This is a genomic window from Actinomadura sp. RB99 (genome assembly GCF_014706005.1).
In the GTDB taxonomy this organism is placed as follows: domain Bacteria; phylum Actinomycetota; class Actinomycetes; order Streptosporangiales; family Streptosporangiaceae; genus Spirillospora.
Window position 1 is genome coordinate 173,009 of record NZ_JABMCA010000009.1, and the last position, 23,838, is coordinate 196,846.

Annotated in this window: 24 protein-coding genes; 13 read left to right on the forward strand and 11 right to left on the reverse strand. The window is 74.4% G+C overall.

The window, feature by feature from the left end; genetic code table 11:
* The first annotated feature begins 16 nt into the window (after positions 1-16).
* Together amrb99_RS11775 and amrb99_RS11780 are read left to right on the forward strand one after the other, a co-directional pair.
* Positions 17-412, forward strand: a complete 396-nt coding sequence (locus amrb99_RS11775) for an ATP-binding protein (protein ID WP_190855868.1) — start codon at positions 17-19, stop codon at positions 410-412.
* A gap of 286 nt (positions 413-698) precedes the next feature.
* Positions 699-1,817, forward strand: coding sequence for a methyltransferase domain-containing protein (locus tag amrb99_RS11780; protein ID WP_347256640.1), 1,119 nt, complete (start codon positions 699-701; stop codon positions 1,815-1,817).
* A gap of 16 nt (positions 1,818-1,833) precedes the next feature.
* Here the strand turns inward: amrb99_RS11780 and amrb99_RS11785 are convergent, their stop codons facing one another.
* The gene (locus tag amrb99_RS11785; RefSeq protein ID WP_190855871.1) at positions 1,834-2,631 is read right to left on the reverse strand and encodes an alpha/beta hydrolase; all 798 of its coding nucleotides are present in this window, start codon (positions 2,629-2,631) and stop codon (positions 1,834-1,836) included.
* Between the two features lie 193 nt (positions 2,632-2,824).
* Between amrb99_RS11785 and amrb99_RS11790 the strand changes: the two genes are divergently transcribed.
* Complete coding sequence (locus amrb99_RS11790; RefSeq protein WP_206699917.1) at positions 2,825-3,595, forward strand: helix-turn-helix transcriptional regulator; 771 nt, start codon at positions 2,825-2,827, stop codon at positions 3,593-3,595.
* Positions 3,596-3,620: 25 nt separating this feature from the next.
* The gene (locus amrb99_RS11795; protein WP_190855873.1) at positions 3,621-4,070 is read left to right on the forward strand and encodes a hypothetical protein; all 450 of its coding nucleotides are present in this window, start codon (positions 3,621-3,623) and stop codon (positions 4,068-4,070) included.
* Here amrb99_RS11795 and amrb99_RS11800 read toward each other — a convergent pair whose 3' ends face one another.
* Positions 4,071-5,129: a hypothetical protein gene (locus amrb99_RS11800; RefSeq protein ID WP_190855875.1), complete on the reverse strand. Its 1,059-nt coding sequence runs from the start codon at positions 5,127-5,129 to the stop codon at positions 4,071-4,073. It abuts the gene before it with no gap.
* Positions 5,126-5,503 (reverse strand): PadR family transcriptional regulator, encoded by a 378-nt coding sequence (locus amrb99_RS11805; RefSeq protein WP_190855877.1) that lies wholly within the window; start codon positions 5,501-5,503, stop codon positions 5,126-5,128. Before amrb99_RS11805 ends, amrb99_RS11800 begins: the two co-directional genes overlap by 4 nt.
* 122 nt (positions 5,504-5,625) lie before the next feature.
* Between amrb99_RS11805 and amrb99_RS11810 the strand changes: the two genes are divergently transcribed.
* A complete protein-coding gene (locus tag amrb99_RS11810; RefSeq protein WP_347256641.1) occupies positions 5,626-7,020 on the forward strand; it encodes a HAMP domain-containing sensor histidine kinase in 1,395 nt (464 codons plus the stop codon).
* Here the strand turns inward: amrb99_RS11810 and amrb99_RS11815 are convergent.
* Positions 6,986-7,876, reverse strand: coding sequence for an NAD(P)-binding domain-containing protein (locus amrb99_RS11815; RefSeq protein ID WP_190855879.1), 891 nt, complete (start codon positions 7,874-7,876; stop codon positions 6,986-6,988). The genes amrb99_RS11810 and amrb99_RS11815 overlap by 35 nt on opposite strands.
* A 158-nt stretch (positions 7,877-8,034) precedes the next feature.
* Here amrb99_RS11815 and amrb99_RS11820 point away from each other — a divergent pair, with 158 nt between their 5' ends.
* The 5 genes from amrb99_RS11820 to amrb99_RS11840 all read left to right on the forward strand — a co-directional run bounded on the left by amrb99_RS11820 (position 8,035) and on the right by amrb99_RS11840 (position 14,355).
* Positions 8,035-11,136: a BTAD domain-containing putative transcriptional regulator gene (locus tag amrb99_RS11820; protein WP_347256642.1), complete on the forward strand. Its 3,102-nt coding sequence runs from the start codon at positions 8,035-8,037 to the stop codon at positions 11,134-11,136.
* Positions 11,133-12,017, forward strand: coding sequence for an arylamine N-acetyltransferase (locus amrb99_RS11825; protein ID WP_190855885.1), 885 nt, complete (start codon positions 11,133-11,135; stop codon positions 12,015-12,017). The genes amrb99_RS11820 and amrb99_RS11825 overlap by 4 nt, the downstream gene beginning before the upstream one ends.
* A gap of 10 nt (positions 12,018-12,027) precedes the next feature.
* Positions 12,028-12,510 (forward strand): Rrf2 family transcriptional regulator, encoded by a 483-nt coding sequence (locus amrb99_RS11830; protein WP_190855888.1) that lies wholly within the window; start codon positions 12,028-12,030, stop codon positions 12,508-12,510.
* 101 nt (positions 12,511-12,611) lie between these two features.
* A complete protein-coding gene (locus amrb99_RS11835; protein ID WP_190855890.1) occupies positions 12,612-13,070 on the forward strand; it encodes a carboxymuconolactone decarboxylase family protein in 459 nt (152 codons plus the stop codon).
* 88 nt (positions 13,071-13,158) lie between these two features.
* On the forward strand, positions 13,159-14,355 hold the full coding sequence (locus tag amrb99_RS11840) for an erythromycin esterase family protein (RefSeq protein WP_190855893.1): 1,197 nt from the start codon (positions 13,159-13,161) through the stop codon (positions 14,353-14,355).
* Here amrb99_RS11840 and amrb99_RS11845 read toward each other — a convergent pair.
* Complete coding sequence (locus amrb99_RS11845) at positions 14,348-17,059, reverse strand: helix-turn-helix transcriptional regulator (protein ID WP_190855895.1); 2,712 nt, start codon at positions 17,057-17,059, stop codon at positions 14,348-14,350. The genes amrb99_RS11840 and amrb99_RS11845 overlap by 8 nt on opposite strands.
* A 49-nt stretch (positions 17,060-17,108) precedes the next feature.
* Between amrb99_RS11845 and amrb99_RS11850 the strand changes: the two genes are divergently transcribed.
* On the forward strand, positions 17,109-17,297 hold the full coding sequence (locus amrb99_RS11850; protein WP_190855897.1) for a hypothetical protein: 189 nt from the start codon (positions 17,109-17,111) through the stop codon (positions 17,295-17,297).
* Between the two features lie 20 nt (positions 17,298-17,317).
* On the opposite strand, the gene amrb99_RS11855 is transcribed toward amrb99_RS11850, so the two are convergent.
* The 3 genes from amrb99_RS11855 to amrb99_RS11865 form a co-directional block, all read right to left on the reverse strand.
* Complete coding sequence (locus amrb99_RS11855) at positions 17,318-18,094, reverse strand: MgtC/SapB family protein (protein WP_347256643.1); 777 nt, start codon at positions 18,092-18,094, stop codon at positions 17,318-17,320.
* Positions 18,095-18,247: 153 nt separating this feature from the next.
* Positions 18,248-18,439 carry a hypothetical protein gene (locus amrb99_RS11860; protein ID WP_173097109.1) on the reverse strand — a complete coding sequence of 64 codons (192 nt, stop codon included), beginning with the start codon at positions 18,437-18,439 and terminating at the stop codon, positions 18,248-18,250.
* 9 nt (positions 18,440-18,448) lie between these two features.
* Positions 18,449-18,805: a DUF3140 domain-containing protein gene (locus amrb99_RS11865; protein WP_190855900.1), complete on the reverse strand. Its 357-nt coding sequence runs from the start codon at positions 18,803-18,805 to the stop codon at positions 18,449-18,451.
* 142 nt (positions 18,806-18,947) lie between these two features.
* On the opposite strand from amrb99_RS11865, the gene amrb99_RS11870 reads away from it, so the two are divergent.
* A complete protein-coding gene (locus amrb99_RS11870) occupies positions 18,948-20,411 on the forward strand; it encodes an ornithine decarboxylase (RefSeq protein ID WP_190855902.1) in 1,464 nt (487 codons plus the stop codon).
* Here the strand turns inward: amrb99_RS11870 and amrb99_RS11875 are convergent.
* Complete coding sequence (locus tag amrb99_RS11875) at positions 20,398-21,258, reverse strand: polysaccharide deacetylase family protein (RefSeq protein WP_190855905.1); 861 nt, start codon at positions 21,256-21,258, stop codon at positions 20,398-20,400. The genes amrb99_RS11870 and amrb99_RS11875 overlap by 14 nt on opposite strands.
* Before the next feature lie 123 nt (positions 21,259-21,381).
* On the opposite strand from amrb99_RS11875, the gene amrb99_RS11880 reads away from it, so the two are divergent.
* Positions 21,382-22,170, forward strand: coding sequence for a DUF4352 domain-containing protein (locus amrb99_RS11880; RefSeq protein WP_190855908.1), 789 nt, complete (start codon positions 21,382-21,384; stop codon positions 22,168-22,170).
* A 4-nt stretch (positions 22,171-22,174) separates the two neighbouring features.
* Here the strand turns inward: amrb99_RS11880 and amrb99_RS11885 are convergent, their stop codons facing one another.
* The gene (locus amrb99_RS11885; protein WP_347256644.1) at positions 22,175-22,936 is read right to left on the reverse strand and encodes a DUF2071 domain-containing protein; all 762 of its coding nucleotides are present in this window, start codon (positions 22,934-22,936) and stop codon (positions 22,175-22,177) included.
* A gap of 9 nt (positions 22,937-22,945) precedes the next feature.
* The gene (locus tag amrb99_RS11890; RefSeq protein ID WP_190855911.1) at positions 22,946-23,650 is read right to left on the reverse strand and encodes a class I SAM-dependent methyltransferase; all 705 of its coding nucleotides are present in this window, start codon (positions 23,648-23,650) and stop codon (positions 22,946-22,948) included.
* Positions 23,651-23,838: the final 188 nt, after the last annotated feature.

The window sequence follows — 23,838 nt, forward strand, 5'->3', positions numbered from 1 at the left end:
TCAGGGATGGTGTCCGATGTCGCCTACTTCGTTCGCCTCGGAGGTGCCGACGCTGGTGTTGGAGCCGGATGATCGGGCTCCGGGGCTGGCGCGGCGGTTCCTCGCGGAATGGTTCCGCGAATGGGGTTCGCTCGACGACTACATCGGACGCGTCCTGGTGAGCGAGCTCGTCACGAATTCGTGCGTGCACGGCGAAGGGCCGGTCGTGGTGCGGGTGTTCCGGGACGAGCGGGACGGCGGCGCCGTGATCGAGGTGTGGGACGGCGGCGACGGGCGTCCGGTGGTGTGCGCGGAGGACGTGCAGGCCACGTCGGGGCGCGGGGTGTTCATGGTCTCGGAGCTCGCGCTCTCCTGGGGCACGCGGCCGCTGGTGGAAGGCGGAAAGGTCACGTGGGCGAAATGCGGCCTCTAGCAGGTCGTGCGGTTCGGCTCCGGCTCGGCAGGGCGCGGGCCTTTCGGCCGGTGCGTTCGGCGCAGGGCGAGGTTCTGTTCCAGCGGGCTCGTGAATCGCGGGTGGAGGCGGTCGGTGCGCTTCTCACGTGCCGGTTGTTCTCGGCCCGGTGAAAGTCCCGCGCGAGACAAGGAGATGGGGCAATGGGCAAGCACGACAACAGCGGCGACACGCATCGGCCGGGGCAGCCGATTCCGCCGGACAAGAAGGACGACGACAACACCGGTGGCGGCGGGAAGAGGGGAAAGTGACCACATCCGAACTCGTCCGGCGGCTGCGGGAGAGCGGTGACCTGCGCAGTCCTGGGTGGGAGCGGGCGATGCACGCGGCGCCGCGCCATCTGTTCGTCCCGGATCGGGCCTGGTGCACGCCCGACGGTGGCGGTGCTCCTTTCGCGATCGACCGGTCCGCCGATCCGGAGCGGTGGCGGGAGGCCGCCTATGCCGACGCCGCGATCGTCACGCAGGTGGACGACGGGGCCGGGGATCCGGCGTCCGGAAAGGGGGCGTGGACGTCGTCGCTGTCGGCGCCCGGGGCGGTGGTGAGCTTCCTCGAACTGCTCGCGCCCCGCGATCACGACCGCGTGCTGGAGATCGGCACCGGGACGGGCTGGACGGCGGCCCTGCTGTCTTCCAGGCTCGGTGCCAGGCGGGTGACGTCCGTCGAGGTGGACGAACGGGTCGCGGAGAGGGCGGCGGCGAACCTCAGGGAGGCGGGGTTCGCGCCGGACCTGGTGGTCGGCGACGGCGAGAAGGGCGTGCCCGCGCGGGCGCCGTTCGACCGGGTCCACGTGACGTGCGGGGTCACCGTCCTGCCGCCGAGCTGGATCGAGCAGACCCGGCCGGGCGGGGTGCTCCTCTTCCCGTGGATGCCGTCGTTCGGGGACGGGCACAAGGCGCGGCTCACGGTCACGGGCGACGGCCGCGCGGTCGGGGGGTTCCACGGGTCGGCCGATTACATGATGCTGCGGTCGCAGCGCAGTCCTGGGTTCGGTGACCTCGACCGGGACGGCGAGGAGTCGCGGACGCGGCTCGCCCCTCGGACCGTGGCCGGCGACTCGTCCGGGGCGGACGTCGCGATCGCCGGGATGCTGCCCGACGTGCTCGGTGACGAGCGGATCGTCCGGGAGCGGCCGAGCCTGGTGCTCGTGGACGAGGCGGGGACGTCGTGGGCGCGGTGCTCCTATCGGGTGGGCGCGGACGACTTTCCGGTGGTGCAGGGCGGTGAGCGGCGGCTGTGGGACGAGGTCGAGGCCGCCTACCTGCGCTGGGTCGGGTGGGGAAGTCCGGGCCGGGACCGGTTCGGGCTGGTCGCCGGCCCGGAGGGGCAGCGGGTCTGGTTCGACCGTCCGTCCAACGTGATCTGAGGCGGGCGGTTCGGCGTCACGAGCGGGATGGGACGAGGCCGGCGGCGAAGCGGTCGATCTGGGCGGCGAGTGCGTCGGGCGCCTCCAGCGGGGACAGGTGGCCCGTGTCCTCGATGACCGTCATGCGGGAGCCGGGGATGATGGGCAGGAGGTCGGCCTCGAGCGAGGCGGGCGGGTCGACGCGGTCGTGCCGTCCGGCCAGGACGTGGACGGGGACGTCGATGGCACCGGCGGCGTCGGAGATGTCGGCGGTGATGCCCTGCCGGGGCCAGGCGAGCCGGGCGTCGTCGCCTGCGGCGAGGCTGTCGGCGATCACCTGTTCGCGCAGGTCGGCGGGCAGGGGCCGGTGGGTCAGGACGTGCTGGAGCGCGTCGGCGACCGTCGCGCGGCTGTCGTAGGCGTGCGACAGCGCCTCCGCCGCCGACGCGTCCACGGTCGGGCGCGGCGGGGCCGGGGCGACGAGCACGAGCCCGGCCAGCCCGGCGGGGCGCCGCGACGCGACGAGCTGGGCGGTCTTCCCGCCCATCGAGTGCCCGACGAGCACGTACCGGTCGAGGCCGAGCCCGCGGACGACGTCCAGCGCGTCGTCGGCGAGGCGCTCGATCCCGTAGGGGCCGGGGAGGTCGCGGGCCGCGCCCCAGCCGCGGTGGTCGTAGGACACGACGGTGCGTCCGGACGCGAGCCGGTCGATCACCGGCGCGAAGGTGCGGTGGGAACCGCCCCAGCAGTGGAGGAACACCAGCGCCGTCGGCTCTCCGTCGCGCACCCACACCGGCAGACGCCCGCCCTGGACGTTCACGTATCGCTTGTCCATCTGGACTCTCCTTTCGTCTGCTTCGACGCTACGAACCGGCGACCTCTCGGAACAGGTAAGCTCCGGCCTGTCTATGGTGAAAAACGGACAGCGAGACGACATCCGATCGCTGCGCTACGCGACGGACGGCGGCGTCGAAGTCATCACGTTCCCTCGGCTGCGAGGAATGCCCGCAGGTGGTGAGGAACCTTCCTTGCAGCGGGCCGACTTCCACGTGCTCGCGATCGTCGATTCAGGGCGGGGAGCGGTGACGGTGGATTTCGTCCATCACCGCCTGGAGCCGGGCACGATCGTCTGGATCCGGCCGGGCCGTGTGCACCGCTGGGACGACATCGAGAACCTGGACGGAACCCTTGTGCTCTTCCGTCCCGAAGCCGTCCCGCACGGCTCCCCGGGCGCCGAGCCCTTCGGGCCAGTCACCTGGCGGCGGCCCGAACGCCCCGCACTGGTCCGCCTCGCCGCCGACCACCTGTGCCGCGAGTACGACGCGTCCCGCGCCCGACCGATACCCGGCGGTACCGCGATCCTGCGCGCGCTGCTGGAGGTGCTCCTGCTCCGTGCCGCCGACTGCGCGCCTCCGCCGCCCGCCGGGCGCAAGGCGTTCACCGCCTACGCGACGGCAGTGGAGGCGCACTTCGCGACGTCGCGGGAGGTCGCCTGGTACGCCCGGCGGCTGGGCTACTCGCCGCGCACCCTCAGCCGGGCGACGCAGGAGGCGACCGGTCGCAGCGCCAAGCGGTTCCTGGACGACCGGGTGGTGCTGGAGGCCAAGAGGCTCCTCGCCCATACCGGCATCACCGTCGCCGAATGCGCCCGCCGCACCGGATTCGACGACACCGCCAACTTCTCCAAGTTCTTCCGCGCGCGCGCCGGCCTCACCCCCGGCGCGTTCGCGACCCAGGCCCGGATACCCGCGACCAACGCACCTCCCGCCCCGGAGCAATCTGGGGCAGACTTCCCATAAGCGGTGATTCGCAGAGGGGGCTCCTGTGGACAAGGCATTGCTGTTCGTGATCGGGCTGGCCAACCGGACGGTGTTCGCGGCCACACGGGGACGGGTCGTGCTCTACCGCTTCGGCGGCATGCCGGGCGTGATGGTCGAACTGGAACCCCACGGCGAGCCCGGCGTCATCGCCTCGTTCCGCGACGGCGAGGACCATGTCCTGCTGGCCGAGGACGCGGACGGCGCGCTGGTGGAGTCGCTGCGCTCCGCCACGTCCGCGAAGGTCGAGGCGGGCGATCGCTGGTACCCCGCCGGCATCGTCATGGTCGAGGACTCCGGAGAAAGGGAACGCCTGCTCAAGCGGATGCTCGAGCAGGCGTCCATCAGCGAGCGGTACGAGATGAAGCGGCGGCGCATGGTCCCCGTCGCGCGGCTGACGCCGCAAGGTGCGCCGGAGACGTCCGCCGAGGCCGTCAGCGGGCTCCGGATCGGCTGATCAGACCGACGACCGCACCCGGCGGCGCACCCGGGTCCCGGCGGGAGACTCGACGAGGCGGACGCAGAGTCCGGCGACGATAAGGCCCGCCAGGCCGACCAGCAGCGATCCCGGCAGCAGCATCAGAGCGGCGGGCACGCTGTCCGGCAGGACCCCGCCGGCCGCGTTGACCAGCCCCGGTGCGCCGATGAGGGCGAACAGGCAGAACGCGCGGCGGGTCGCGCGGTCGCGCGCCAGCGCGGCGCCGGCCAGGACGGCGGCCGCCAGCACGCTCGCCGCCAGCAGCTCGTTCCAGGTCCGTATGACGGCGCCGAGAGCGTCCGTGTCCTGCTGCGGTGCGAGGTCGGCCCGGTCGCCCACGTACAGGACAAACGCCGGGTACGAGTGGAGCACGGCCAGGACGGCGGCCGCGGTCACGGCCCCGATGAGGCGGACGCGGCCGAGGAGGCGGGCGCCGTGGCGCGGGCCGGGCGACAGGACGAGGCACGCCGTGGCGAGCAGCGCGAGCGGCAGCGACGTTCCCCCGAAGTCCCTCCCGAGATACGCGTAGGCGTAGTCCTGGAAGGCCGTCCCGTAGGCGGCGAAAGCGACCTGGACGGCGGTCACCGTACAGGCGCCGATGGTGGCCTGGCGGCGCAGGCCCCGCCAGGCCAGCACCGCGATGACCGTCCAGGCGAGCCAGTACGGCCCGGTGCCGAAGTGGTACAGCAGCCCGTACAGCCCAGTGCCTCGGGGCCCCAGGTGGGAGCTGACGTCGGCCAGCGTCGGCACGTCCAGGACGAACCGGACCGTCTCGACCATCAGCAGGAGCAGGGCGAGGAAGCCGGTGATGGCGAAGGCGTCGGACCAGAGGGAGGTGACGGTGCCGGACTGGGCGCGGCGGAACCGGATCCGCACCGCGCCCCACAGCAGGTCGGCGGTGTCGGCGAGGGACGGGCGCGTCTGGCCGGGGCGGGCCGCCGACAGCAGGACGTCCAGCATCTCCTGGCCGTGGGCCTCGCGGTGGGCGGCGGGGTAGCAGGCCAGGAGGCGGCGGTAGCGGTCTTCGAGCGTGCTCAACGGAGCCCCCTCGGGAAGAGTCCGGCGAACGCCGGGGCGGTCCCGCCTCCGGGAAGGCGGAAGGCGGCGAGACGGCGGGCGGCGGCCTCGGTGCGGCGGCGGAGCGCGTCGACCTCGGCGGCGAGCGCGGCGGCGCCGTCCTCGGTGAGCCGGTAGTAGCGGCGCAGCCGGCCGTCGACGACCTCCTCGCGGTCTTGGGCGATGAGGTGCTCGGCCTGGAGCCGGTCGAGGGCCGCGTAGAGGGTGCCGGCGCGCAGCCGGGTGCGCCCGGCGGAGATCCGGTCGACGTCGGCGATGATCCCGTAGCCGTGCTGGGCCCCGTCCGCGAGGGCGGTGAGGATCAGGAACGTCGGTTCCTGCATCGGCTTGCTCATGCGATCTTTATATATCGATGACTTGACTATGCACAAGCCCAACAGGTCCCCGGGAACGGGCACACCGCCCCGTACGCTTGGTAGCGATCAGCAACACAGGGTGACGATCCGGGGGAACGGCTGTGACGCAGGGCTGGCGCGAGCGCACCCGCTACTGGCGCGACCGCCTCTTCATCTCCGTGCGGGGGCGCGCGACGATCGTCACCGTCGCGTTCGCGGCGCTGTTCCTGACCGTGATCCTGGTGCTCTGCATGCTCCTCGTCCGCGACTGGCTGGAGCGCCGCGAGGCGGACAAGGCCGAGCGCACCACGGAGCGGATCGTGTTCGACGTCCTGCGCGGGCGGGGCGGCCCGGCGCTCACCACCCGCCCGGACGAGTCCAGCCTGGTGCAGGTCGTCAGCCCGGACGGCAGGACGGTGCTGGCGGCGACGCCCACGGCCCGCGACAAGCCGCCACTGGCGAGCGCCGACCTCGCGACCGGGACCCTGCTCGTCGACCAGCGGACCTGTCCCGCGTCGATCCCGGGCTGCGCGTGGATCTTCGGCCTGCGGGTGGTGAACGCGTCGCCGTGGGGGCCCGGGGCGATGGTCGTCACGGCCGAGCCGCTCCCGAGCCTGCTGAACGTGTGGGGGCTGCCGCTCAGCCTCGTCGCGATCCTGCTCGTGCTGCTGGCCCTCGTCGCGTGGTGGACGTGGCACACGATCGGCCGGGCGTTCGCCCCCGTGGACCGGATCCGCCGGGAACTGGCCGGCCTCGACATGCGCGACCTGCGCCAGCGCGTGTATGTCCCGCGCACCCACGGCGAGATCCAGGCGCTGGGCGAGACGGTCAACGGGACTCTGCAGCGGCTGGAGGAGGCGACCGACCGGGAGCGCAGGTTCATCTCCGACGCCTCGCACGACCTGCGCAACCCGATCGCCGGGCTGCACATGCAGCTGGAGATGGCGCTGGACGAGGCCACCGAGGAGTCGCGGCCGCTGCTCCGCTCGGCGCTGCGCGACACCGAGCGGCTCAACGACATCGTGATGGACCTGCTGGAGCTGTCCCGGCTGGACTCGCGGGCGCCGCAGCCGGAGGAGCCCGTCGACCTCGCGGAGGCGGCCCGCCGCGAGGTCGACCGGCGCGGCGACGGCGTGCGGGTCACGGCCCGGCTGGAACCCGGCGTGATCGTGCGGGCGAACCCGGTGCGGATCGCGCGGGTGCTCGGCAACCTGCTGAGCAACGCCGAGCGGCACGCCGAGTCGAGCGTCGAGGTGACGGTCCGGCGGGACGGCGGGACGGCGCTGCTGGAGGTCCAGGACGACGGCCACGGCATCCCGCCGGACCAGCGGGAGCGGGTCTTCGAGCGGTTCGCGCGGCTGAGCGAGTCGCGCGAGCGGGACCCGCAGGGGACGGGCCTCGGGCTGCCGATCGCCCGCGAGATCACCGAGATCTACGGCGGCACGCTCACCATCGCCGACAGCGACCGGGGCGCGCGGTTCGTCATGCGCCTCCCCCTCGTGCCGGACGGCGGATGACGTCGATGACCGAGGACAGGCCGCCGTCGCCGTGCCCGGCGTCCACGGCGCGCCGGAACAGGTCGCGGAGGGCGGCCGGTCCGGCGGTGTCGATCCCGGCCTCGCGGCTCGCCTCGACGACGTGGTCGGCGCCCACGGCCTGCATGCGGAGGCTGTTGGCGCCGCCCGGGGAGACGCCCCCGTCGATCTCCTCGGCGAGGATGCGCAGGAAGCCCATCGGGCCGTCGCCCGTCAGGGCCTCCAGCGTCGTCGACGCGAACGGCCGGAACTGCCGCGCGGACACCCCGGCGGTGCCGAGCAGGGCCGCGGCGTGCATGTACGAGACGAGCGTGGACCAGAACACGTACAGCTGCGACTGGTAGTAGAGCATCGACAGGCCCGGGTCGGTGCCGACGAACGTGGTGTCGCCCAGTTCGGCGAGGGTGTCGCGGTGGCGGTCGAGGACCGCTTCCGGGCCGCTGTAGAAGACGTACGAGCCGGGCCGCCCGATGCCGGGCGGGGGCACCATCACGCCGCCCGTCAGCAGGTCGGCGCCGTTCTCGCGGGCCCAGTCGCCGGCGCGGCGCAGTTCGCCGGGGCTGCCGGAGCTGAGGTTCACCAGGGCGCGCCCCTTGACGTCGGCGTCGCCGATGGAGTCGTACATGGCCTGGTAGTCGGTCTGGCTGATGACGACGAGTTCGGACGCGGCGAGCGCGTCGGCCATGGTGGCGGCGAGGGTCGCGCCCTGTTCGACCAGTGGGGCGGCCTTGGACGGGGTGCGGTTCCACACCGTGGTGGGGTGGCCGTTGGCGAGGAACGTCCGCGCCATGGTCGCGCCCATGGGGCCTAGGCCGATGACGGTGACCGGTGATGTCATGTGCTCCTCCTAAAGGGCGTGTTGTTCGGGCCCAACCGTGGCGTGGAGCGCTACGGAACGGCTGCGGGTCCGTCCGTAGCGCTCGTTACGCTGGCGGTGTGCGCTTTGGGGTACTTGGCCCGCTTACGGGGTGGACGTCCGGCGGGACGCCGGTCCGGGTGCCCGAGCCCAAGGTCCGGACGCTGCTGGCGGCGCTGCTCACCGAGGCGCTCACCGAGCCGGGCCGGGCCGTTTCGGTGGACCGGCTGATCGACGTACTGTGGGGCGACCGGCCGCCCCGGAACCCGATGGGAACGCTCCAAGCCCGGGTCTCGCAGCTGCGGAGGGTCCTGGAGGACGCCGAGCCCGGCGCGCGGGCGCTGGTCGCCGCCCGCCCGCCCGGGTACGCGCTGGACGTGCCGCCGGACGCCGTGGACGCGGGCGAGTTCGCGGCGCTGCTCGTCCGGGCCGGGCGGGCCGCCGATCCGGTCGCCAAGGCGCACCTGCTGGGGGCCGCGCTGGAGCTGTGGCGCGGGCCGGCGTTCGACGGGTTCGCGGACGCCCCGTTCGCCGAGGCGGCGGCGGCCGGCCTGGAGGAGCGCCGGCTGGCCGCGCTCGAAGAGCACGCCGAGGCGCGGCTCGACCTGGGCGAGCACGCGGCGCTCGCCGCCGAGCTGGCCGCGCCGGTCGCGGAGCACCCGCTCCGGGAGCGGCTGCGCGCCGCGCACCTGCGCGCCCTGTACCGCGCCGGACGGCGCGCCGAGGCGCTCACCGGCTACCACGACCTGCGGGAACGCCTCGCCGACGAGCTGGGCGTCGACCCCGGTCCGGAGCTGGCCGCGCTGTACCGGTCGATGCTGGAGCAGGACCCGTCCGAAACCGGGCGCCCGCGGACGGCTCCGCGCCTGCCGGCCGTCCTCGGCGAGCTGATCGGGCGCGAACGCGAGGTCGAGGCCGCCCGCGCGCTGCTGGCCGCGCACCGGCTGGTGACGCTGACCGGCACCGGAGGTGTCGGGAAGACCCGGCTGGCGCTGGAGACGGCGGCCCGGTCGGCCGCCGTCCACCCGGACGGCGTCTGGTTCGTCGAGCTGGCGCCGGGCCGTCCGGCGACGTCCGCCGAGGTCGCCCGGCTGATCGGGCACGTCCTCGGCCTGCGCGACGAGGCCGCGCCGGACCCCGGCGGTCCCGGCGGCCCCGGCGGGCCGTCCGACGCGGCCGGGCGCGTCGGCGAGGCGCTGGGCGGGCGGCGGGCGCTGCTCGTTCTGGACAACTGCGAGCACGTGGTCGAGCAGGTCGCGGAGCTGGCCGGGCGGCTGCTCGCCGCCGCGCCCGGCCTGCGGGTCCTCGCGACGTCGCGCGAGCCGCTCGGCCTGCCGGACGAGCGGCTGCTGGTCGTCCCGCCGCTGGACCTGCCCGGGCACGCGACGACCCCGGACGCGCTCCTGGAGTCGGGCGCGGTCCGGCTGTTCGCGGCGCGGGCGTCGGCGGCGGACCCCGGGTTCGCGCTGGACGCGGCGTCGGCGCCGTGGGTCGCGTCGATCTGCCGGCGGCTGGACGGCGTCCCGCTCGCGCTGGAACTGGCGGCGACGCGCGTCCGGGCGTTCGGGGTGCGGGAGCTGGCGGCGCGGCTCGACGACCGGTTCCGCGTGCTGGCGGGCGGCCGGCGCGGCGGCCCGGAGCGGCAGCGGACGCTCCGCGCGGTGATCGACTGGAGCTGGGGCCTGCTCGGCGAGGACGAGCGGGCGGTGCTGCGGCGCCTCGCCGTCCACGCGGGCGGCTGCACGCTCGCGGCGGCTGAGGAGGTCTGCGGCGCGGACGCCGAGGTGTTGGCCCGCCTCGTGGACCGTTCGCTCGTTGTGCGCGCGCGGGACGACCGCTACCGCCTGTTGGAATCGGTCGCCGCCTACGGGCTGGAGCGGCTGCGCCAGGCGGGCGAGGAGAAGGAACTGCGGCACCGCCACGTCCGGTACTACACCGACCTGGCTCAACGGGCAGACGGCGCGCTACGGGGCCCTGAGCAGCGCGAATGGCTGGAACGCCTCGACCAGGAGGGTGCCGACCTGCGCGCCGCCCTCGACCACGGGGCCGGGCTGCCGCTGGTGAACGCGCTGGGCTGGTACTGGTACCTGCGCGGACGGTTCGGCGAGGCCCGGTACGCCTTCAAGGAGGCGCTGGCGGAGGCCGGTGCGGCCGAGCCCGGACGTGTGGAGGCCGAGACGTGGCTGGCGGGTTTCACCATGCTGGCGGGCGAGACCACCGATTCCGAGCGCCTGCGCGTCGCCGCCCTTGAGCGCTACAAGGACCGGGAGACGTTCGCCTACGCGCGGGCGGAGTGGTTCCTGAGCCACGCCCACTGGGCCTATGGCGACATCACCGCGAACCAGGCTCGCGTCGAGCATGCGCTCGCCGTGTTCCGCGCGCGCGCCGATTCCTGGTACACGGCCGCCGCGCTGGCGACCCGCGCCAAGTTCGCGGTCGTCCACGGCGGCCTGGCGGCCATGGAGCGCGACGGCGGCGAGAGCATGGCGCTCTTCACCGCTCTGGGCGACGCGTGGGGCCGGCTGGAGGCGACCGACGCCCTCGGCCGCCGCGCCGAGATCACCGGCGACTACGCGGCGGCCGCCGCCCACCACCGCGCGGGCCTGGGGCTCGCCGAGGACCTCGGGATGTGGCCCGAGGTGTCGTTCCGCACGGCCGGGCTCGGCCGCGTCGCGCTGCTGACCGGTGCCCTCGACGAGGCCCGCGACCTGCACGAGGAGGCCCTGCGGATCGCCACTCGGCAGGCCGCCCGGTCGGCGGAGGAGTTCGCCGAGGCCGGGCTCGGGCTGGTCGCGCGGGCCCGCGGCGACCTCGACGCCGCCGAGCGGCACCTGCGCGCCCCGCTCGGCTGGCTGCGCGGCATCGGCGGGACGGCCGGGATCGCGTTCCTGCACGCCCAGCTCGGGTACGTCGCCGAACTGCGCGGGGACGCCGAGGCCGCGCTCGCGCTGCACCTGGACGGGCTCGCCGGCGCGCGCGCCACCGGCGACCCGCGCGCCATAGCGCTCGCGCTCGAAGGGGTGGCGGGTGTGCGCGCGCTTGCAGGCGAGCACATCGCGGCGGCGCGGCTGCTCGGCGAGGCGTCCGCGCTGCGCGCGTCCGCCGGCGCCCCGCTCCCGGAGGCCGAAATGGGCGATATCAACCGAGCTGTCGGGACGATCACGGCGGCGATCGGCGTTGCCCCGTTCAGGAGCGCATTCGAGCACGGCCGCGCGGCCGCGCGGGCGGAGGGAGCACCATGAGCGAGGATCTCGGTTTCGGATGGCAGGGCGACCGGCTGGACCTGCCCGCCTACCTCGAGCGCATCGGCTTCGACGGCGTCCCCCGGCCGGACGCCGCGACGCTGCGCGCGCTGCACCGGGCGCACGTCACCGCCGTCCCGTTCGAGAATCTGGAGATCATGCTGGGCCGGCCGATCGAGCTGGACCTCGCGACCGTGCAGGGCAAGCTCGTCGACCGGCCGCGCGGCGGGTACTGCTTCGAGCACAACCGGCTGTTCGCCGCCGTGCTGGAGAGGATCGGCTTCGAGGTCACGGCGCTGACCGGCCGGGTGTCCATGGGGGCGGAGAAGGTGCTTCCGGGCACGCACGCGCTGCTGCACGTCCGCACGCCCGGGCAGGCCGCGGACGAGCCCGCGCTGCTGTGCGACGTCGGCTTCGGCGGCGGCCCGCTGGAGCCGCTGGAGTTCCCCGGCGGCGCGGACGTCGAGCAGGACGGCTGGGGCTTCCGGCTGCGTCCCGGCCGGGCCTCCGCGGCGCTGCCGGCGGGCGCCCAGGTGTGGGAGATGCACCAGCGCGGCCCGGACGGCTGGTTCACGCGTCACTCGTTCCCCCTGGTCGAGGCGTTCCGCGTCGATTTCGACGTGCTGAACCACTATGTGGCGACGAGCCCGCGGTCGCCGTTCACGAGGCGGCCGTTCGTCCAGCGGTTCTCCCCCGAGGCGCACCTCGTGCTGGACGGGACGAAGCTGACGGTGACGCGGCCGTCCGGCGCGGGTGAGACGCGTACCGTGCCTCCGGTGCGGCTTCCCGACGTGCTCGCCGAGGAGTTCGGCATCGTCCTGGCGGACGACGACGCGCCCCGGCTCGTCAAGGCGGTGGACGGACTGAATCTAGACGTGTAATGTCCGGGTTATGCGGATCAGCGAGGGGGTCGAGTGGGCGGCGCACTGCCTGCTGCTGCTCGACTGGATGGACGAGGACCGCCCCGTGCCGACGGCACGGCTCGCGGCCGGCTTCGAACTCCCCCCGCCCTACCTGAACAAGCAGCTCCAGGCCCTGGTCAAGGCCGGTCTCGTGACCTCGACGCCGGGCGCGCGGGGCGGCTTCCGCCTCGCCCGCCCGCTGGAGAAGATCACGATGATGGACGTGGTCGCCGCGATCGAGGGGCCGGAGGAGGCGTTCCAGTGCACCGAGATCCGGGTCCGCGGCGTCGGGGCCGGCACCCCCGCGTCCGTCCTGCGGCGGCCCTGCGCCGTCAGCACCGCCATGCGGAAGGCGGAGCTCGCCTGGCGCAGGGCGCTGGCCGAGCAGACGCTCGCCGACATCAGCGCGACGGTCAAGCGCGGGGTGCCGGAGATCGAGGACAACGTGCGGGCCTGGTACGCGCGCAACTGACCGCCTGACCGCCTGACCACCCGACCGTCGCCGGAGCCGTCCCGGAGCGGCACTGGCGCGCCTCAAATCTGGATATCCCCCATCTCAGAAAGGGAATCATCATGCAGCCACGGATGACCGGCCTCTCCGCCATCGCCCCCGGCGCCTACAAGGCCCTGCTCGACCTGGAGGGCGTGCTCGCCAAGAGCAGCGTCCCGAAGAGCACCCTCGAACTGGTCCGGCTCCGCGCCAGCCAGATCAACGGCTGCGGCTTCTGCGCCGACATGCACGCCTACGATGCCAAGAAGGGCGGCGAGACCGACGAGCGCCTCTGGTCCGTCGCGACCTGGCGCGAGTCCCCGTACTTCACCGACGAGGAGCGCGCCGCGCTCGCCCTCACCGAGGCCGCCACCCGCATCGCCGACAGCCCGGCGGGCGTCCCCGACGACGTTTGGGACGAGGCCGCCGACGCCTACGACGAGGAGAGCCTGCTCTCCCTCATCATGTGCATCGCCGCGATCAACGCGTGGAACCGGATCAACGTCACGACCCGCCAGATCGCCGGCTCGATGCGCGCCTGAGCGGCCGCTCCCGGCCGGGACCAGTCGGGTGACGGATGCCCGGCCGGTTCCCCGGCTCCTAGCGTCGGCGACGACGAGAGGAGACGGCATGAGCGGGGAGAACGCGGTCACGAGCTGGATCGCGGAGGAGGCGCGGCCCGTCGCCGCGGGCTCGGCGGACGGGCCGCTCGGCGACCTGGAGCCGCTGCGGGACGCGGCGGGCGGCGCGCGCGTGGCGGGCCTCGGCGCGGCGACGCGCGGCGCCCACGAGCTGTTCGTGCTCCAGCACCGCGTCCTGCGGTTCCTGGTGGAGGAACTGGGGTTCAGGACGCTCGCCCTGGAGGAGGACTGGACGAGCGGCCTGCGCCTCGACGCGTACGTCCGGACGGGCGAGGGCGACCCGCGCGCGCTGCTGTCCGACGCGTGGCTGCCGTGGCGGACCGAGGAGGTGCTCGACGCGCTGCTCTGGATCCGGCGGTTCAACGAGGACCACCCCGGCGACCCGGTCCGGGTGTTCGGGATGAACTTCACCACCGTCCGGGCATCGGCGTACGACCTGGTCACCGAGCACGTCCGGCGGGCCGCCCCCGGCAGGCTCGGCGAGATCCGGGAGCTGTACGCGCCGCTGCGGCCGGACGGCGACATCGACGAGCATGTGGACCGGTTCCGCCGCGAGCCCGCCAAGCGCTCCCTCACCGACCGGGCCGAGCAGGCGTACGCGCTGGTCAAGGACATCCCCGGCGACGATCTCGCGGTGCACGCCGCCCAGGCGATCGTGGACTTCCACCACTTCCACGGCCTGCCGTACGAGGAGATCATCCCGTTCAGCGAGCGGCGGATGGCGGCCAACCTGCTCTGGTGGCACGAGCGGACGCGCTCCAAGGTCGTCTACTGGGGCGGCATCGCGCACGCGGCGAGCGGCGAGCGCGTCACCAGCGGGCCGTCCGAGCGCACGAACACGGGCGGTCACCTGCGCAAGGAGCTCGGCGACGGCTACCTGGCGGTCGGGCTGACGTTCGACCACGGCGCGGTGCACGGCGGCGTCCCGGTCCCCCCGCCGCCCGCCGCGTTCGGCGACGCCGTACTCGGGCAGGCGGGCCCGCCGCACTACCTGCTCGACCTGCGCGGACCGCGCCCGGCCGCGGTCGCCGCCTGGCTCGCCGCCCCCGCGCCGATCCGGGTGATCGGCCCCGGCTACCGTCCCGAGGACGACGCGGACCACGCGATGTCCGGCTCGTCCCCCGGCGCCCTCCTCGACCTCGTGTTCCACTCCCACCAGGTCACCCCGGCCCGCCTGCTCAGGTGAGGTCGAGGTGAGGGAGCTCGCCTCGTGACGCGACGCCGAGCTTCGGATACGCCTTGTAGAGGTGGTAGCCGACGGTGCGGGGGCTGAGGAACAGCTGCGCGCCGATCTCCCGGTTGCTGAGGCCCGCCGCGGCGAGCCGGACGACCTGGAGCTCCTGCGGGGTGAGGCGGGCGGCGAGATCGTCGCGCCCGGCGTCCGCGCCGGCGGCGGCGAGGCTCTCGCCGGCCGCGCGCAGCTCGGTGCGGACGCGCTCCGCCCACGGCGCCGCGCCGAGCCGCTCGAACGCCTCCAGCGCCGAGTGGAGCTGGGCGCGGGCGTCGTTGCGGCGCCGCGAGCGCCGCAGCCACTCGCCGTAGAGCAGCTCGGTGCGGGCCCGCTCGAACGGCGTGCCGCCCTTGCGGTGCAGCTCGACGGCCTGCGCGAACAACGCGTCCGCCGCGTCGTCCGGGGCGAGGAGGGCGGCGCAGCGCAGCGCGATCGCCTGCGCCCACGGCCGCCCGATCTGCCGGGCCCAGGCGGTGTACCACTCGGCGGCGTCCTTCGCCGGCTCCGGGCGGCCCGCGCGGACGGCGGCCTCGACGAGGTCGGGCAGGCTCGCGATCGCGCCCTGCGGGTTCGGCCCGCTCACCACGTCCGACAGCCGGGACAGCGCGGCCTCGTGGCGGCCGAGACCGAGATCGAGGAGCCCGCGCGCCGCCGCCGCGTGCACGCTGCTCGGCGGCACCGCGCGGGCCAGCGCCTCCTCGGTCAGCTCGGTGCAGCGCTCCTCGTCGCCCTCGATCGCGGCGAGGAGGCCGAGGACGGTCTCCAGGTAGACGCGGATGCGGTGCTGCCCGGTGTCGGCGGCGATCCGCAGGCCCTCGGTCGCGGCGGTGCGCGCGTCGCGGTGGTGGCCGAGCATCAGCCGCGCCCGCGCGCGGATCATCAGGATGGGCGCGAGCAGCCCGATCGCGCCCTGCGCGCGGTACCGCGCCTCCAGCTCGGCGGCCGTCTCGGCGGCGCCCTCCAGGTCACCGATCAGGATGTGCCACAGGGCGACGCGGACCCGGTCGCGCGGGCCGAAGCAGAGGTTCATCGCGGCCATGAGCTCGCGGAGCGCGGCGACGCCCCCGGTCATGTCGCCGGGCGCGGCGAGCGGGTTCTGCCCCGCGAACACCCGGGACAGGGCGCGCAGATGGGACGCGTTCGGCAGGTCCAGCTCGGTGCCGCGTGTCGCGATGGCGTCGACGGCCGCGTAGTCGCCCGCGTTCGCCGCGGCGCCCGCGGCCTGGAAGAACAGGTAGCCGGACAGGCGGGGATCCAGCTCGGCGACGGACGCGGCGGTCTCCGCGAACATCCGGTACGCCTCCTTCGTCCGGTCCTGCTCGTCGGCGAGGGACGCGCGGATCAGCGTCAGGTCGGCGCGCGCCACCGGATCGTCCAGATCGGCCTCGGCACGCGCGGCCAGCTCGACGGCCCGCTCCGTCAGCCCGGCGAACGCGTACGCGCGCGCGGCGGCGGCCAGGCGGCGGCCGCGCGCGGCCGGGTCGGGGCTGAGCGCGGCGGCGGACTCGTACATCGCGGCGGCGGAGGCGTTGCCGCCGGTCTCCCGCTCGGCGCACGCCGTCGACTCCAGGACGGCCGCGACGGCCTCGTCCGGGCCGGTCACCGACCGGGACAGGTGCCAGGCGTGGTGGCAGTGGTCGCCGCGCTCCCGGTACGTCTCCGCGAGGGCGCGGTGCGCCGCGATGCGCAGGTTCAGGGGCGCCCCGCCGTACGCGGCGGTGCGGACGATCGGGTGCCGCACCTCCAGCCGGCCGTCCGCGGTGGGGCGCAGCAGGCCGCGTCGCTCGGCGGGCTCCAGGTCGTCGACGGACGCGCCGAGCCGCTCCGCCGCCCCCATGATCGCGGGGATCCCGCCCGCGTCGTCCACCGCGACGAGCAGCAGCAGCGTCCGGGACGGCTCCGGCAGCGCGGCGATCTTCTCGGCGTACGAGCGGCGGATCCGCTCGTACGCCGAGGACGCGTCGTGCGCCTGCGTCCGGAGCCCGGGCAGTTCGAGGAGGGCCAGCGGGTTGCCCATCGCGGCCGCGAGGATCTCGTGGTGGACGTGCCGGGGCAGTTCGGCGGCGTGCCGGGCGAGCAGCTCGGTGGCGGCGGCCCGGTCGAGCCCGCGCAGCCGCACCTCGGGCAGGCCGGGCGCGGGGAACTCCGGCGCGTCCATGTCGCGGGCCGCGAACAGCAGCCCGACGGGCTCGGCCTCCAGGCGCCGCGCGGCGAACAGCAGCGCCTCGGCGGACGGGCCGTCCAGCCAGTGCGCGTCGTCGACCAGGCAGAGCAGCGGCCTCTCCTCGGCGAGGTCGGCCAGAAGCGTCAGGACGGCCAGCCCCACAAGGAACCGGTCACCGCCGTCGGTGTCCTGGCGGGCGCCGATGTTGAGGGCGTTGCGCAGTGCGCGCGCCTGTGCGCCGGGCAGCGAATCGATCCGGTCCAGATGCCCGCTCAGAAGCATGTGGAGACCGGCGTACGGCATCCCGCTCTCGTACTCGACGCCCGTACCGCGCAGCACCCGCATGCCGGACGCTTCCGCAGCGGCATGGTCGAGAAGGGCGGTCTTGCCTATGCCTGCCTCGCCGCGCAGTACGAGCGTCCGACCGCGCCCCTCGCGGACCTGACCGAGAAGCCGGTCGATCGCGGCCAGTTCCTCGTCCCGCCCGTGCAACATGCCTTCACCCTAAGCGTTTATTCGCCGCCCACCCGAGTAGAGGAACCCCATGGCCGAACACAAGCGGGACGAGGACAAACCGCTCGCCGACCGCCGCGCCGAGGCGGGCGCGCCGCAGGAGGTCGACGACGACTTCGCCGAAGAGCACACCCCGAGCAAGACCGACCCCCCGAACGCCGAGGCCGAGGCCCCCGGCGGCGAGGACGAGGGCTACCGCCCGCAGACCCAGGCGCCCTAGCGGATCCCCCGGCCCCCGGGTCACGCGCTGTCGTCGTCGTGGTCCGAGCCGACCGTGACCCCCACGATGTCGGGCAGCTCGGCCAGCGTCGCGGCCAGGTCGGGGATCGAGCCGGGCCCTTCCAGCACCAGCGTCACCACCGCGTTCCACGGGCCGTGCCGCCCGGTCGCCTCGTCCCGGTCGCGGCGCTCGTCGCGGCCGCGGTCGGAGTCGTCCGGCAGGTACTCGCGGTCGACGTTGGCCTCCAGCACCGCGAACCCGCGCTGCGTGCACTCCACCAGCACCCGGCGCAGCGCGCCCCGCCCGTCCCGGTAGACCAGCCGCAGCCGGGCCACCCCGGCGGGCTGGAACCGCTCCATCGGCAGCCGCCGCGACAGCGCGCTCAGCCCGTACACCACCAGGAAGTGCCCGCCGGTCACCGCGATCGCCAGCAGCCACAGGCCGCCGCCCGCCGCCATCCCGACCGCCGCCGTCACCCACACCACCGCCGCGGTCGTCAGCCCGCGCACCGCGTCCCGCCGGACGAAGATCAGCCCGCCGCCGATGAAGCCGATGCCCGACACGATCTGCGCCGCCACCCGCGACGGGTCGAACGACACCGGCCCCGGCGCGTGCTGGAACCCGTACTTGCTGACCAGCATGAACAGCGCCGCGCCCAGCCCGACCAGGGTGTGCGTGCGCAGCCCCGCGCTCTTGTTGCGCAGCCCCCGCTCCAGGCCGATGCAGGCCGACAGCACCAGGGCGAGCAGCAGCTCCCCGATCTGCACGAGCCCCTGCCCCGCCGAAAGCTCCAGCACCTTCCGTCCCTACCCGTCCCTGTCCGCCCGTGTCCGCCCGTGCCCGCCATTTCCGCCCGTGCCCGCCCGCCGCCGGTGAGCCGCACGCCCGTTCCCGGTGAGCCGCACGCCGAGGCCGCCCCGGGAGTCCGGGGCGGCCTCGGCGCCTGTCCGCTAGTCGGGGTGCGGGGGCTGCTGGTCCGGCGGTGTCCCGCCGCCCTTGCCGCCGCCCTTGTTCCCCTTGTCGGTGCCGTGCGCGTGGCCCTTCGCCCGCGTCGCCTTGGGGTCGGTGGCCTCCGGCGCCGGCTCCTCGGTCACGGCGGTCCGGCCGGACCGCCTCATCTCGGGCTGCTGCGGGTTCGGCATGGTCCCCTCCTATGCGCTGGACGGCTCGGGGCGCAGCGGGTCGTGGCCCACCGTCATCAGCTCGTGCCGCCACCGCTCGTTGCTCGCGCCGTCCGGCGGCGGGGCGTCCAGGTGCTCCTCGACGTAGTCCACGACCTGCCGCATCACGTCGGCGTCGCCGTCGGTGAGGTCCACCTTCCGCTTGCGCAGCAGGTCCACCACACGGGCGCCGAGCTCGGAGACGCCGGTTTCCGGCTCCGCCGGGAACGCCTCCTCGCCCGAGGCGTCCGTGAGCAGCCAGGTGCGCAGCTCGTCGGACGTCATGTTGACGAGCCGGTGGAAGTCCTCCCAGGCCAGCTCCGCCTCGGCCGGTATGCGATCGTTCATGACGTTCGCCCTACCCGGTGTCGGCCGTCCCATTCGTCCCACTGGTCGTCCGCCGGTTCGGCCGCCCGGTCCTCCACCGGTTCGTCCGCCCGTGCGGCCCGGCGCGCCGTTAGAGCGTCCCGCTGCGGGGAACACGCCCGGGATGGACCACTCCCGAGCCCCCGTTCTGGAAGCCCTGGCCGCCTACCACCGGGAGGGCCAGGTCCCGTTCACCCCGCCCGGCCACAAGCAGGGCCGCGGCGCCGACCCCCGCGCCCGCGAGGTGCTCGGCGACGCCGTGTACCGGTCGGACCTGCTCGCGATGTCGGGGCTGGACGACCGGACGTCGAGCAACGGGGTCCTGGAGCACGCGCAGGAGCTGATGGCGGACGCCGTCCACGCCGACAAGACGTTCTTCTCCACCTGCGGAAGCTCGCTCTCGGTGAAGAGCGCGATGCTCTCGGTCGCCGGGCCGCACGAGAAGCTGCTGGTCGGGCGGGACGCGCACAAGTCCGTCGTGTCGGGGCTCATCCTGGCCGGCATCCGCCCGATCTGGGTGGAGCCGGAGTGGGACGCGGAGCGGCACCTCGCCCACCCGCCGTCCGCCGGGGCCTACGCCGCCCGGTTCGACGAGCACCCCGACGCCAAGGGCGCCCTCGTCACCAGCCCCACCCCCTACGGGACGTGCGCGCACCTGTCGGCGATCGCCGAGGAGTGCCACAAGCGGGGCAAGCCGCTGATCGTGGACGAGGCGTGGGGCGCGCACCTGCCGTTCCACCCCGACCTGCCGACCTGGGCGATGGACTCCGGCGCCGACGTGTGCGTGACCAGCGTCCACAAGATGGGCGCGGGCCTCGAACAGGGCTCGGTGTTCCACCTGCAGGGGCATCTCGTCGACCCGGACGTGCTGAAGGCCCGCGAGGACCTGCTCGGCACGACCAGCCCGTCCGTCCTGCTGTACGCGGGCCTGGACGGGTGGCGCCGGCAGATGGTCGAGCACGGCCGCGAGCTGCTCGGCAACGCGCTGGAGCTGGCCGCGCAGGCCCGCTCCGAGCTCGCGGAGATGGGCTTCGACGTGCAGGGCCGCGACGAGTTCACCGGCCCCGGCCTCGCCCGGGACCTCGACCCGCTGCCGATCGTCGTCGACCTCGCCGGCCTCGGCACGAGCGGCTACCGCGTCGCCGACCGGCTGCGCGACCACCACCGCATCAACATGCACCTGGCCGACCACCGCCGGATCAGCGCGCAGCTGACCTTCGCCGACGACAAGGACACCGTCGGGCAGCTCCTCGCCGCGTTCCGCGACCTGCGCGCGAACGTCGGCTCGCTCACCGGCGCCCCCGAGGTGAAGGTGCCGCCGCCGGCCGAGCTGCGGCTCGAACAGGTCGTGCTGCCCCGCGACGCGTTCTTCGGCCCCGCCGAGCAGGTGCCCGCGGACCGGGCCGCCGGCCGCGTCTCCGCCGAGATGATCACCCCGTACCCGCCCGGCATCCCGGCCGTCCTGCCCGGCGAGCGGATCACCGGCCCCGTCATCGACTACCTGCGGACCGGCGTCGACGCCGGAATGGTCATCCCCGACACCGCCGACCCGACGGTGAAGAGCGTCCGAGTGTTCATCGAACGCTGATGTAGTCCTCCAGCCGCGCGACGCTGAACCCGCGCTTCTCGATCTGCTTGAGCAGATCGGCGAACATCCGCGTCATCGTCTCGCCCTTGAGCTGCTTCGGGCCCCGGAAATGCGCGAGCAGGATGTCGCCCGGATGCAGTTCCTTCTTCGGGTCGTCGTACTGGAAGTCATGGATCTGCATCGACGCCCGCCACATCACGATGCCGCTGATGCCGCATTCGCGCGCGGCCTGCTGCGTCAGCGAGTTCCACCGGCCGAAGGGCGGCCTGAGCAGCGTCGGCGCCGTCCCGTACTGCTCGGTGAGGGCGTCGCGGTCGCCGCAGATCTCGTGCTTCTGCCCTTCCAGGCCGAGCGTGGGCAGCACCGGATGGGTGAGGGTGTGGTCCTGGACGCGGTTGCCGAGCGCCTGCAGCGGCTTGAAGTACCCGTAGTCGTCCTGGATGTCGTCCTTGGTGAGGAACATCGTGACGGGGACCTTGAGCTCGTTCATCATCTCGACGAACTTCGGGTCCTTCTCCTGCCCGTCGTCGAGGGTCACGAAGACGACGCGGTCCTTCGTGGGGACGCTCTCGAAGACCTTCGCCGGGCCCTTCCTCGGGAGTTCGAGCGGCTTGTCCACCGGCGGCGCGGGCGCGGGGACCAGCGGTTTCAGGCCCCATTTCCGCCAGACCGCCGCCGTGTCCGGCCGCTGCCCCACGGCGGGCGCCGCCGGGCCGGGCGGCGCCGGGGCGGGCGGAGCCGCTCCCTTGGGCTTCTCCGTCGCGGACCGCTGGCACGCCGCGAGCGCGAGGGCGAGGACCGCGGCCCCCGCGACGACACGGACAGACCGGCCCCAATAGTCCCCCATGGCGCAGAACTTACCGCCTTTCCCATGGGTCCACTGGGCGGGATCCCGCCCCGCTCTGCACCGCGTCCGGCCGGTTCAGGCCAAAAGCCGATCATGAAATCGGCACCCCCCTACGGTGGGCCGGTGTCGGACGCGCAGACCACCCGCCCTGACCCGCCCGGGCCCGTCGCCTGGCCCGCCTACGACCCGCGGCCGCCGGTGCAGGCGGAGCCGGTCCGGGCCGTGCCGCGGATCGTGCGGGCGTTCGGCGCCGTCCTCGGCATGCAGGCGCTGGCCGCGTTCGCCGTCCTGCTCATCCTGAACAGCTACCGGCGGTCCGCCGCGGGGTGGCTGCTGCCGCTCATCGGCGTGGCCGACCTCGCCGCGACCCTCCAGATCTGCTGGCTGGCGATCCGGGACATCCGGCTCCTCGGCGGCCGGACGGCGGGCCCGCGGCTGCTCCTCACCACGCTGGTGCTGCTGCTTGCAGCCGCGCTGGCGGGCGGCGCCTACGCCCTCCACCGGCACGCCACCGCGCCCGTCCGGGGCGCCCTCGGCAGCCCGGTCCAGGACGGCGACCTGGCGTTCACCGCGTCCGGCCCCCGGTGCGGCGTGAAGGTCAAGGGGATCGCCGCCACGGGCGCCTGGTGCCGCGTCCGGCTGACGGCGGCCAACACCGGCTCCGCGCCCCTCCGCCTGGACGCGGCGGCGCAGCGCCTGCGCGGCGGCGACGGCGAGCGGTCCGGTTCGCTGCTCCTCAGCCCGTCGCGCTCGAAGAAGTACGTGCGGGCGGCGTCCCGGCCACTGCCCGCCGGCTCGTCCTTCAGCGGCTACCTGCTCTTCGACGTCCCGCCCGGCTTCGCCGCCCGCGTGCTGGAACTCCACGCCGCCGGCGGGAGCCGGGGCGTCCGGATCGAGATCGAGGGCGCCTGACGGGTCAGGCGTCGGCGCGCAGGGGGCCGGACGGCAGCCCGAAACGGGCGGGGACGCCGGGCGAGTACAGGACGCTCACCGGTTCGCCGCCCGGTGCGGGCAGCCCGGCGGCGGCCACCAGGTCCTCATCGCATTTCAGCAGTTCGGCGCGGTGCAGCGGCCAGCGCGGATGGGCGTTCCGCAGGAACATCGTCCGGCCGAATGAGGCGTTGTGCAGCCCCCAACGGGCGGTCAGGAAATGCTCCAGGTCCGTCGGCTCATCGATCCGCTCCCCGACGCGGACGACCATTCTGCAGCCCGCGCCGCGCGGCCCCGGCCAGCGCCTCGAACCGATATAGGAGACGGTGTCGCCGACGCGCCGGACCGACATCCGCGACCACAGGTAAGGCAGCCCAAAACCGATCCTCCCGAAGAGCACGGGGACGAGGCGCGAGGCGTCCATGGAGCGGAACACGACGCCGCGCCGGCCGTTCCCGTCCACCGAATAAAGGCGGACGTTCGTCTCGGGGAAACGGCTGAGATACGGGACGCCGGGAAACCGGAGCCAGCCGACGCGGTGCATCCGGAAGGCGATCAGGCCCACGTGGGCGGCGCCGTCGAAGGTGTCCGGCCGGGTGCCCGCCGGGAGGAGTCTCGCCACGTCGGCGGGGTCGGCGGTCCAGTGCACCATCGTCACGTCCAGCCAGGACTGGGTGAGCAGCGGGCGGTCGATCGTGCCCGGCGGATCGGGCGTGACCGGTTCGGCGGGCGCGCTGCGGGACGGCACCCGGCCAGTTTAGGCGGCGGCCCCCGCCCGGCCGGGACGCGGGATCAGCCGGAAGGCCACGAAGGCCGGGACCTGGCTCAGCGAAGCGTGGTCGTCGGGATGGCTTTCGGCCATCTCCGGAACGGGACGGGGTTCGAGGAGTTCGTCGATCAGGAACCCGGCGCGGCGGAATTCGGCGCAGATGTCCGTCAGCGGCATGCGCCAGGCGCGGATCGGCCAGTCGCGCTCGTCGCTGAGCGATTCCTCGACGGGTGCCACGTCGAAGTAGGAGCCGCCGAGCCGCAGCCATTTCGACGTCGGATGCTCCGTCGACAGCACCAGCGCCCCGCCCGGCGCGAGAATGCGGCGCAGCTCCCTGAGCAGCGCGACGCGGTCGTCCAGGTAATGGATCGCGAGGGCGAGGACGGCCAGGTCGGCCGTCCCGTCCGGAACCCAGTCGAGCGGCTCGGCCAGGTCGTGGACGCGCAGGTCCGCGCGGCCCCCGGTGCGCTCGCGGGCCAGCTCCACGAACCTCGGGCTCGCGTCGCAGCCCAGCACCCGGGCCCCGCGTTCCTGCAGCTCGGCGGCGTAGAGGCCGGGCCCGCACGCGGCGTCGAACACGGTCATGCCGCGCACGTCCCCGGCGAGGCCCAGCACGGCCGGACGGTCGTAGAGCGCGTTGTGGGGGCTCACTTCGGCGTGCGCGGCGTACTCGTCGGCGAAGCGGTCGTACATGCGTCCGATCGTGCCAGACCCGTCGCCGGACGGCGCGCCCGCGCAGTACGCGCGGACGCGCCGTCCGGGGCGCGGGGTCAGGTCTCCGAGGCGCCCGCGGTCGCCGCTCCCTCCTCCCCTTCCGGCGCGCCCGCCTCGTCTCCGGTCGCACCCGCCGCGCCCGCCGCGCGCGGAGCGCCGCCGGCCGG

Bases quoted from the DNA above. Each gene is read 5' to 3' on its own strand.
- amrb99_RS11775 (WP_190855868.1), top strand. From the start codon at position 17: ATGTCGCCTACTTCGTTCGCCTCGGAGGTGCCGACGCTGGTGTTGGAG.
- amrb99_RS11785 (WP_190855871.1), bottom strand. From the start codon at position 2,631: ATGGACAAGCGATACGTGAACGTCCAGGGCGGGCGTCTGCCGGTGTGG.
- amrb99_RS11805 (WP_190855877.1), bottom strand. From the start codon at position 5,503: ATGAGCAAGCCGATGCAGGAACCGACGTTCCTGATCCTCACCGCCCTC.
- amrb99_RS11815 (WP_190855879.1), bottom strand. From the start codon at position 7,876: ATGACATCACCGGTCACCGTCATCGGCCTAGGCCCCATGGGCGCGACC.
- amrb99_RS11825 (WP_190855885.1), top strand. From the start codon at position 11,133: ATGAGCGAGGATCTCGGTTTCGGATGGCAGGGCGACCGGCTGGACCTG.
- amrb99_RS11830 (WP_190855888.1), top strand. From the start codon at position 12,028: ATGCGGATCAGCGAGGGGGTCGAGTGGGCGGCGCACTGCCTGCTGCTG.
- amrb99_RS11835 (WP_190855890.1), top strand. From the start codon at position 12,612: ATGCAGCCACGGATGACCGGCCTCTCCGCCATCGCCCCCGGCGCCTAC.
- amrb99_RS11840 (WP_190855893.1), top strand. From the start codon at position 13,159: ATGAGCGGGGAGAACGCGGTCACGAGCTGGATCGCGGAGGAGGCGCGG.
- amrb99_RS11845 (WP_190855895.1), bottom strand. From the start codon at position 17,059: ATGTTGCACGGGCGGGACGAGGAACTGGCCGCGATCGACCGGCTTCTC.
- amrb99_RS11850 (WP_190855897.1), top strand. From the start codon at position 17,109: ATGGCCGAACACAAGCGGGACGAGGACAAACCGCTCGCCGACCGCCGC.
- amrb99_RS11860 (WP_173097109.1), bottom strand. From the start codon at position 18,439: ATGCCGAACCCGCAGCAGCCCGAGATGAGGCGGTCCGGCCGGACCGCC.
- amrb99_RS11865 (WP_190855900.1), bottom strand. From the start codon at position 18,805: ATGAACGATCGCATACCGGCCGAGGCGGAGCTGGCCTGGGAGGACTTC.
- amrb99_RS11870 (WP_190855902.1), top strand. From the start codon at position 18,948: ATGGACCACTCCCGAGCCCCCGTTCTGGAAGCCCTGGCCGCCTACCAC.
- amrb99_RS11875 (WP_190855905.1), bottom strand. From the start codon at position 21,258: ATGGGGGACTATTGGGGCCGGTCTGTCCGTGTCGTCGCGGGGGCCGCG.
- amrb99_RS11890 (WP_190855911.1), bottom strand. From the start codon at position 23,650: ATGTACGACCGCTTCGCCGACGAGTACGCCGCGCACGCCGAAGTGAGC.